We start from the raw sequence: 10842 nt of genomic DNA, 5'->3' as shown, positions 1-10842 counted from the left end.
AGCACGGTTAGGGTTGCTGTAGGGTTTACACTAAGTATGTTGTCTACACTAAGTGTAGCGCCTGTACTTACGGTTAGCGTAGCACCTGCACCGAGGGTTAGGTTGTGTGCATAAGCCACGCCCGAAGCTATTACAGGGTCGTTAGCAGTATCGGCAATAACAACATCGTCTGCACTTGTAGGCACTACACTGCCACACCAGTTAGAGCCTGTAGTCCAGCTGGTACTGGTAGCACCCGTCCATGTAAAGCAAGTTGGCACTGTTAAAGACCAAACAAGAGTAAATGAGCCTGAACCTCCATTATAGCCATCCTCTACCCAGTATACTGTTTGTGTACTTCCGGTAGTATTTGTCCATGATACAGCAATATCGTCCGGGTCATCAAAACAAGTAATCGATGTTTGCGAAGCACAACTTCCGTAAAATACTGAAACTACAGAATCAAAATCATTACTGGTTTGCGTTATATTAACTGTATAACCCTGAGGCACAGAAATTGAATAGAACAAATCAGGTGAAGTTGATACATCACAAGATGGAGAAAAATCATGAGAAGCATTTGTTGTACTTGCTGTAAGAGGTGACACTTGCGACTCAAGAGAAATCGCACCGCTACAAACATCATTAATAGGACTGGTTGTAAATGTAAATGGACCAGCCCAAGTGCTATAACTTACTCCAGCTTCACATACCGACCTAACATAAAACTGGTATGTAGTACTTGCTGAAAGGCCTGTAGCCGAGTAACTCATAGCTGTTGTAGATGTACCAGCACCTATAGGTGTACCGGCACCGTTAGCCACTATAGCTGCTTCCCACACTGTTTCTTCGCATCCCTGAGTCCAGGTAAGCGTAGCACCTGTTGTTGAGATTGATGTACTGCTAACTGCAAGGTTATGTGGTGCAGGACACGGATCTGGAGCAGTAATAGTAATGGTATAGTCTTCTACTTCACCATAGCTATTACCTGTACAAGGTGTTACATCTACACCATTTGTACTATACATTGCACGAACCCTCATCCTGTGTGTTCCTACAGGAGGCGTACAAGAAAGCGAAATAGGGAATGTAGCAGAAGAATAATTACCTATTGTGCCTGCAGAATAACCGATACGTTCTGTGGCATTATCAAAAACACCATCATCATCATAGTCTATCCATACAGCATAACCTTCGCTCCAATAATCAGAGTAAATTGTACAGTTATATGTACCTCCCGCCTGTAGTGTAGTAGTAAGCGATGGATTTGAAGAATAATCAGAATAACCTGTAGTACCACCCGGACATGAAGAACCGGTTTGATTATCAAGTGTATTCAGTATAACCCGGGCTATAACATCCTGGTCTGTACAACCATACACACTAGAAGGAATACAATATCCTACATAAAGCGAAGTAGTAATCCAGAAACCTACAGAACCATCACACACAGCACGTACGTGAAGGTAATTTACTGTATTTGATGTTACAGCTACATCTGTAACACTGGTAGCCGTTGTGAATAAAGTACCCGAACTTGGCGCAGTAGAAGATGTTGTTACAGCATATTCATACTGAAGCGGAGCAGGGGTTGTAGCATTCCAGCTCACAGTAGCCGTGGTTAAACTTGTTGGCACTATAGACAGCCCCGTAACACTAGGACACGTAGGCGGATCAGCTACTGTAATGGTGTAATCCTGGGCAGCACCATAATAGTAATTACCACATGGTGATGCTGCATAATAATAGTACCTGCTACGCACCCTCATTACATAACTACCGTTTGCAGTACCTGTAGGCACTGTAATGGTACCCGTAAAGTTAGTAGTCGATGCACCATAAACAGTATGCGATGCCACTTGTTCGCCGCTATCACTAAAATCAAGGTCCCCATTCCAGTCTACCCAAATTTCAGCATCAGTATAGCCTGGTACATTAAGCGTATATGTAAATGCGCCTCCAGCGCTTTGGCTCACAAACTGAGTAGTAAGGCTTGCATAACCAGTATTTTGAGCAGTTGTATTATTAATATTTGTATATCCGGAAGCTGTAACAAATGAATTAATATTATAACCGGTATATGATGAAGAAGGCGTACAGTAGTTTAAAAGTACAGGAGACGATGTTACCCAGCTACTTGATATACCGCTTGTACACGCAGTGCGTACCCAAAAATAATAGGTAGCCCCGGTAGTTAAACCGGAAATTGTAACACCTGTATCCGAAGTAGTTCCTGTAGTGGCCGTAGTTACGTCATTAGTTGTGGAGTAAGCATATATATATGTTGCAACAGAACTTGAGGAAGCAGTCCATGAAAGCACGGCGCTTGTTAAAGAAACGGCACTGGCTGTAAAACCTGTAACAGGCGCACAAGCAGGCGGATCTGAAATAGTAATCCTATAATCTTGCGCAACACCATAATAATAGTTATCACATGGTGATGATGCATAGTAATAATACCTGCTACGCACCCTCATTATATAAGTACCGTTTGCAGTACCGCTTGGCACGGTTACAGTCCCTGTGTATGTAGTATTACCAGAACCGTAACCAGTTTGACTCGACATCTGCTCGCCAGCGTCTGCAAAATCCATATCCTGGTTCCAGTCTATCCATATTTCAGCATCAGTATAACCCGGTACGGTAAGACTGTAGTTAAATGAACTACCCGCAAACTGGTCTACACCTGCCATACTGGATACGTTATTAGAATAGGCAGCTGTTTGTGCAGTAGTATTACTTATGTTAGTACTAAGACCATTTGTAGTACTAAAACTCAAAATATTATATCCTGTATAAGTATAGCTTGGCACACAATATCCCTGATAGAATGATGTGGTAACAACCTCACTTAAACCGTCAACGCCACAATCGGTTTTAACCCACACATAGTAAGTAGTACCAAAAGATAAACCTGTAAGTGTAACACTGGTAGACGAAGTAGTGCCTGCTGCGGCAGTACTTATATCATTTGTAGTAGAATAGTAATAGATATACCCCCCCGCCGTAGAAGTAGGCGAAGCCGTCCACGATACAGTAGCAGAAGTATAGGTAGCCGGAACTGCTGTAAGGTTAGTTGGTGTAAAACAAGCCGGCGGTGCCGTTACGTTTAAAGTATAATCTTCAAATGTACCATAATAACTTGCATAACAAGGAGTGTCTGGGCCCGAATCATTATCGGTTCCTCCCACCCTCATACGGTGTGCCCCTAATGATGCCCCTGACGGAACAACAAATGAACCCGTTAAAGTTGTAGGGTTATTAGCAGCAGAAAGCCCTGTGTATACTAACTCTCCCGAATCGGTAAAATCATAATCATTATTCCAGTCAACCCATATTTTTGTACCATAAGTAAAACCTGTAGAATATGTAATACTAAATGGCTGGGTAGTTCCCTGTCCCGCACTGGCAGATAAGCTTGTATAGTTACCATAGTAACCACTCTCGCTACCAGTAGTGTTATTTATAGCACCAAGAGTAAAATTAGTAATACCACTTCCGTCCTGACTTGTAGGAGCCGGTATACAATACCCTATATATAATGAGCTACTTGCCCATGCACTATAAGTCCCCGAACAGTTAGTACGTACATGAAGGTAGTTCGTTGTATTTGGGGTCAATGTAACTCCTGTAACTGAAGTATCTGTTGTAGCAGTTCCGCTCGCAGGTGCAGTAGCCGATGTTGTCACGGCATACTCATAACCTGTAGGAGAACTGGCAGAAGCTGTCCAGCTTATGTTTCCAGTAGTCCCCCCGGTTGAAACAATAGTAGGAAATGTAGGTTGCACACAGCTCGGAGCGGCAGCAAGCCAACCAAAACGAATATTTGGCCTTGTACTAGCACTTGTGTTTGTTGTTGCTGTGCTACTACAAACGCCAGATATATCTGCACGATACCATCTGGACCAAGTACCGGTTCCTAAACCAGTTGTAGTCCATACAACACCCGGATTACTGGTCCAGGCAGTATTGTTAAAACAGGTTTCAATAACGAGATTACTGGTTCCATCCCAGGTAAAGCCTCCGTCTAAATTTAATTGATTCCAACCTGTTGTTACAGTTACGTTACCCACGTTTCCGGTAGCCACCTGCCCGCTGGTAACCCAACCCGATGAAATGGGGTTAGCAGCTGTTGTAGTATACACCTTTATAGTATAACTATTAAGTGTAGCAACTCCGTTTAACGCACTTACATTAAACCCTAACGAGTTAATGTAGTTACCCGAGCTAATTCCTGCAGCAGTAAGTTGTGCCGCAGTAACAAACATTTGTGTCCTGTTACCATAGTAATAATTACCAAGCGGACAGGGATAAGCCGAACTGCCATTTGAAGCAGTACCGCTACCTACTATTGAGTACGTTTGGGCATTAAGCTGAGCAACAGACAAAAAAAGAAATAACAAACTTAGTACGCCCGTTTTTTTCAATTTTGCCCACCCTGCTTTGCCTAACTCTCCCTGCCCTAAAGCAGAAAAAGCCGCAAAACAATAGTAAGTTTTGTAGTTTTTTTCCATTAAGCTAAATTATTTTGATTATTTAACTTAAAAATAGAAATAATACATAATAATTTAACTTATATAGGTGTTTTTAGCTAATAAACAACTAAAACGTTTTCGGTATTGGTTAATTTTAACATATTGATGTTTTGAATATGTTAAAATTAACATAGTCGTAAAATTTCATTAACATTTTTAACATTTAAAAACCAACATAAACAACATAAACCGCTATAAAACAACCACAAAGAATAATTTTATTAAAAATTAACAAAAAAATACCGGCTTACGGGGAGCCGGTATTTAACAAAAACAGAACTAACGATTATTTAAAAAATTACTTTTCTCGTCGTCTTACCTTTATCCGTAGCTATCTCTACCAGCAGCACTTCATTTTGTGCCGCAAGCCCCGATAGCTGCGTTTTTGTATTATTTACATTACCAGAAGTATAAATAACCCTTCCACGTATGTCATAAACTTTTACATCCGTAATAGTTAATGTACCGGCATTAATATTTATAACACCATTATTGTTATAGACTACCACACCATTTAGCTGTGGTGCTGTAATATCATCTACACTAAGTGCCGATGCAGAATAGATTATCTCAAACCTTTCGTCAAAAGTTCCGGCTTCAGTAACAAACGAATATTCACCTGTAGTTATTTCGTGTATGGTATTTAGTAATTTATCTTTAAGATAAACTGCTTGTCCCTCTGAGAATACACCTTCTGTATGGTCTACACTTATTACATAAGTACCTGGCAAAACTGCATTATAACCCACTGAAACTACATCTGAAACCTCAAACGATGGCCTTCCCTGAATTGTAAAGTTATCCGAATCAGATATTGAATAGATCTGAACATTACCACCCGACATCATTTTACCATCATAACCGTAGTCAATTCCGGTGGTTAGGCCGTCCATATACACTATTGCAGTTTGCGCTGCTGTAACTCCGTCTTCCGCAAAAATATTTAACCACACTTTTGCAACGGAAGCATCCTGCTGAGCCGACTTAAGAAATGCCTGTGCGGTACCCGGACTTTGACGGCGCATACTGTTGTTAAACCTTAGTACCGGAGTAGCAACACCCGATTTAGTTTTTACAAAAAAGCCCTGACCTTGCGAAAGCGTCCATGTATTTACCGGACCGGTAAAAAATTGTGCCTGGCCTGCACCACCCCCCAGAGCTGGATTAGCAACAAATCCTGCCAGCGAAAGCGTGGCGTATGATGTAGCATTACTGTTATTTCTCTTTCTCCATAAATATATTGGTGAAGCTTCATCAAGAACTCCACTGTTAGCCGCAAAGAAATCTGCAACACTTATAGGAGACGGATAAGGGTTACCCACCGCTGTAAATCTACCGGCCGAAGTAGACAAGTCAACTGTTACATTACCATTATTTGGAACACCGTTAAAAGTACCGGTAAATACATAACTAGCCGTTCCTTCAGCATAACCCGGCACAGAGGGTAATGCGTTTGGCATTCTTATAAGATACCCTTTACCTTTACTAAATATTGTACTACCTGGTATTGGCCAGTAAACTTCCACCCAATCAGAACCATCGTAGCCGTACTTATATTCATAATACCTGGTAGAAACAGTAAGCGGAGAAAAATCTCCTAAACTTTGTCCATCTACAGGAGAAGACCATAATGTATAATCAAGCCTATATAATGGATTAGCATTCTTAATTACACTAATAGACCCTGTATTATGTATATTATTTACCTGAACAAGCGCAGCATTATTATTTATAATTAACTGGGCGCCTGAATTTACGGTAACCGCACCTTTTACCTTAAGACTATGACCAGATAATATATTTACAATACCACTATTTACGGTAACACTACACGCTGTAAGGCTTTCTGTTGATGTAAAATCACCTTCAAAAATTGCTGCATACTCTATAGAGTCGGGTTCGCCGTTACTCCACGATGTACCATCCCATACGGTTTGATAAACACACGGAGTTTCTTCCTGCCACTCATAAGCACCAAGATCTATAAAACCATCATATACCCTATCATTACCTGCATAATCTGTGGTAATATTGTAAAGGTTCGGCACCTGTCCTCCTGTATAATAATCAGTATCACCGGCATTAACCGCCGGACTATCTGTGTCTAATTCATAATCTTCAAGCGAAGCATTTGCAAAAAGAGGGTTAGACGACAATAAATTATTACCTGAGTTGTAGTTTTGACCCAGCGTTGCCTGATCTGTAAGTACATTCCTAAAAATTGCAGCATCTATGCCACTACTGGCACTTGCATCAGCAAAGCTGCCTGTACCACTCATTATTATTGAATTCCTGAAAACCGCAGGAGCCACAGCAGCACCCTGGTTGTCATAATAATAGAACCCACCCGCAGTACCGGCAGTGTTAGCATCAAATGTACAGTTTGTAAATACCGGCCCTGCGGTAATTCCTGAGAATGCAGTATTGTTTCCACTTTCATAATAAAGCACACCTCCTTTAGCAGAAGCCGTATTACCGGTAACAAGACAGTTAACAAAACTATCTGTACCGCTTGCCTGCAATTCTGTATCACCTTCTACATATAAGGCACCACCATAATAATTAGCCGAATTATCCTTCAACTTTACCCTGTTAAGCAACGTGTGGTTAGAAACCGCGTTGTACACACCTGCACCATAATCGGCTGTGTTTAATGAAACCACCACATTAGTAAGCACTGCACCTGTATGAATATTATAAACACCACCACCTGAAATAGCACTGTTTTGAGAAACCGAAGAATCTGTTATACTTGCTGATGATGACTCATTATAAATACCACCACCGGAAGCCGAAGCCGTGTTCCCTGTTACTTCAGCTGATTTTATTACCGGCGAGCCATTTACGTTTGCAATACCCGCACCCGAAGTGGCTGTATTTGTTTTAACCCTAACCGTATTTATTACCATACTGTTTCCGCAGTTTTCATTATAAATACCGGCACCGTTACCTGTAGCAATGTTTATTTCTACAATACTGTTTTTAAGTTCGTATCCGCTGTTTACGTTATAAACACCACCACCGTTATAACGCTGAATGTTGTATCCGTTACTGGTTATATAACCGGTACCATTTGTCATGGCATCTCGTATTACAAAACCATCTACTACCACACCCGAATTATCGCCAAGGCCAGGAGCAAGTATTATATGGTAAGAGTTATCAAAATCACCTTCTTCCCCTATCTTACCACTAAGTATTGCCTCGCCGCTTGTGCTGGTAAACGGCATATTTTGCCTGTTGTTAATTGAAGTTTCATAACCTTCAAATCCGCCGTATATAGAAACACCTTTTACAAGTACAAAAGCATTATCCCTGTCGTTAGGGTCTGCGTTGCTAAAGTTATCCGGCCTGTACATTGGGTTATACTTTCCGGTAGCCACCCATATTTGCCTGATGGTGTTTGGCGCAGAATCGTTAAGTTCCTTAGCTGTATAAAGCGCATCGGCAAGTTCGCCCATAGCGTTCGTCCAGCTTTCACCAGTACCGGTTTGTCCTTTCCTTACATACAGAATACCGTTTTGTATGTTATTTGTAAGCGTGCTTACCGAAACTACATCCGATGGCACAGAGTACACACCCTGACTTTCAGCCCTAACCCTATAGTAATATGTTGTACCCGACGGTAAAGAGTTTACAGCACGGTAAAATACAAGTCCGCTTACACCATTTACTTCAGCACTCTGTGCTGTAGAAATAAGGCTGGCATACGTCATATTATATATAGTACCCGAGAAGTTTGTAACCGAAACATTGTCCAGGTAAAATCTTTTTCCCGGTGCTGTAGCTGTACTTTGTATTTTAATTTTAGAACTTGCAGTACCACCTGTTACAGGTAACACAAAAGTTTGAGCAGTATCTGCAACAGAAAGGTCAGGTCCCAGCTGCACCCAGTTAGTACTACCGTCTGCTGAGAACATTACCTGTACTTTTGTTATTTCGGTTGCATAACGCTCTAAGTCAAAAGTTATAAACGTATCGCCACTTACACCCGAAAGCTGTAAAGCCGGTGTTGTTACAGACCCCGTTAGGGTATCAGTGCCTATTATTGCCTTACCAGGCCCTGAATACACATTGTCTACACTCCAGCCACTTTGCTGGAAATATCCATCAGGCACCGTTACCTGTACTGTACCACTACCAAAGAAACCGCTAAAGTTTTCTGTAAGCAATGTTGTATCAAATGTAGGCGATGTGCTTACATCGAGCTTAAAGTTATAATCGTTATCATCAAACCAACGCGACCTGAACGAACCAATAGTTACGTTTGTAGGTAACTGTGCTACCGGAGCCTCTGTAGCAAGCTGGCCTAATGTAGTTTGCCCGGTAGTAAAACTTTGAAGCGGGCCATAACCTGTACCATACTGGCCGGTTTCCCATACCCTAAAGTAGTAAGTAGTACCTGCCGAAAGCCCACTAAGCAATAAGCTATAACTTCCTGAATCCAGTCCTGACGCACTTAGCACCGAACCTGTACCTTGTTCAAAATCACTCGTTACACTATACTCTATACCATAACCTGTACTACCACAACTTACCTGAGGCGCTGCGCTAATAACTGCCGATGATGTTGTAATACTATTAACAGCACCACCTACACTCACTACAGGGGCTTCCATAAGCTTATGAAAATCCAGAAGGAAACCTCCTTCGGCCTGATAGTCCATAGCGGCAACCCTAATATAGTAGTTACCTGATTGTGGGACAAAATATTCAAGTACCTCGGTTTGATTAGTTGTTTGTGCACTTGCCACGGCGCTTAGTAATGAAGAAGGACAAGCCGAGTTAAATAAGAACAAATCAGCATTACCGTTAGAGCCCGTAAGCGTTATACTATATGTACCGGGGCACGATGCATAAAATTTATACCATACATCTTTTGCACTATCACCTCCGGTTAATGCTGTATAAGTACTCCCTGCAAGAGACCCTGTTATGTTACCATAAAAAGATTCCAGAGACTCAGCCGAAGCACAGGTGTCGTTTGTAATTGTAGAGCCTATAACCTTTCCGTTTACAGCCATTTGTACAGTAGCTTTACCTCCCACTACTGTTATTGCCTGGGTATTGTACGTTCCGGCAGCAAGACCTGCCTTAAGGCGAACATAAAACACATTAGTTGCAAATGCATTAGCACTATCATAAGTAATAACAGCAGTACTACCAAAACCTGTTGTAGGCCCGGTAACCGAAACCTCATAGTAAGTATTTCCATAAATGGTAACACCACCAGGGCCCGGTGCTACATCGGCTGCTGAAATGGTAAATGTTTTAGCTATAGAAGGCCCGTTACCTACTAAATAATTAAGCCCGCTCCTTACCAATGGTGTAAATGAAAGACTTTCTAAATGGGCAAGCAGCGGCACCGTATTAAACGACGTTACTGCATATCCCTGCAATGTTTGGTTAGCCGCAATGCTAACCCCGAAATCATAGTTAACATCAAAATCAGTATTGTTTGAAGCCAATGTTATTACAGCTTGTACATCTGAGGTTTTTGTAACTGAAGCTATAGATAATCCCGAAGGGGCATTTACAAGTGAAAAGTAGTTTTTATCAAGGGTAGCAGCAAAATTACCTACTGTAAGGTCTGCCACAATAGTAGCACCTGCTACTGTATCTTCTGTAAGGCTACCGTTAAGCATAAGCTGGGGCTGGTACACCCCTTCTATCTTAAACGTACGGAACTTTAGCGGACCTGATCCCTCTTGTTTACTAAAGTTAATCTTAACATTATTACTATAAACGTTTACTGGGCTGGTATAACTCAAAAAGAATACCCCTGAAGGCGATGGTGTTACCATGGTCTGGGCATTCCAGCTGGCACCTCCGTCAGAAGATATATTTATAGTTATGGGCCCACCGGCTGAAGCAGTTTCATTAGCCAGCTCAAACGAAAGGGTTACTCCCCCGTACACCGAAAGATTATAAGACGGTGTAGTAAGAGACGAACCTACTGTAGCAAACTTAGCGTAGCCGCCGGAAACAATAATGTTGTTACCGGTCCAGCCGGAAGGAATCGTGCTTCCACTAAATGATTGCTGATCAACAATTACCTGCGCGCAGGAAGGCCAAATTACGGCCAGCATAAAAAGCAATACAGTGTATTTGCCCAATGCATTTGACATTTTAAAGTTTCTAAATATCATGGTTTCTGTTTTTGTAAAAAGACAATAAAATCCACCCCACGTGGTGTAAGCATATTACACCAGTGGTCATCCGTTTATTTACTACAGGCCATCAAAAGAGGCTAATGCCATGCACTGACACAAGCAGATATAATTATCCACCCACAAGTTTTTTCCACGCGCAGAAAGCTGAATTGTAC

General features: G+C 41.7%; 2 protein-coding genes. Both read right to left on the bottom strand.

Annotated elements, in window-relative coordinates; genetic code table 11:
- The coding region (locus ACLI1A_RS02235) for a GEVED domain-containing protein (RefSeq protein ID WP_411405630.1) at window positions 1–4493 on the bottom strand (4493 nt) is incomplete at its 3' end.
- 311 nt (window positions 4494–4804) lie between these two features.
- Window positions 4805–10663: a pre-peptidase C-terminal domain-containing protein gene (locus tag ACLI1A_RS02230; protein ID WP_411405628.1), complete on the bottom strand. Its 5859-nt coding sequence runs from the start codon at window positions 10661–10663 to the stop codon at window positions 4805–4807.
- Window positions 10664–10842: the final 179 nt, after the last annotated feature.

Source organism: Flavobacterium sp. RHBU_3, assembly GCF_046613565.1.
GTDB lineage: Bacteria > Bacteroidota > Bacteroidia > Flavobacteriales > Flavobacteriaceae > Flavobacterium.
Note: the sequence above shows the minus strand (reverse complement) of the source record. Positions and strands in the feature narration are given on the sequence as shown.